This window comes from Paraburkholderia sp. SIMBA_053, from assembly GCF_046534895.1.
GTDB classification, from domain to species: Bacteria; Pseudomonadota; Gammaproteobacteria; order Burkholderiales; family Burkholderiaceae; genus Paraburkholderia; species Paraburkholderia caledonica.
Window position 1 is genome coordinate 1 of sequence record NZ_JAWRXU010001929.1, and the last position, 229, is coordinate 229.

Consider the following 229-nt stretch of genomic DNA (forward strand, 5'->3'; position numbering starts at 1 on the left):
GAGCGGATAATAAGCTCACCGGTAAAGGTGGCGGTACCCTCTATATAAACAACATCTCGAACAAGTAGCCCGGCACATTCGCTTCGCCGTAACCCTAAGCGATAACCCAAGATGAGCGCGAGCTTTTGCATGGTGCGAAAGCGCTCAGGCTGCTCGGAAGACTCGATCAAGTTGAGCGCGCGACGAAATTCAGCAGGCGTCACAATATTAACGTCCACACGCTTTTTAG

At 51.5% G+C, this 229-nt stretch carries 1 protein-coding gene; it reads right to left on the reverse strand.

The features are described from left to right. Positions 1-229: hypothetical protein (locus SB753_RS42270; RefSeq protein WP_410805854.1), on the reverse strand; the 229-nt coding region annotated here is incomplete at both ends.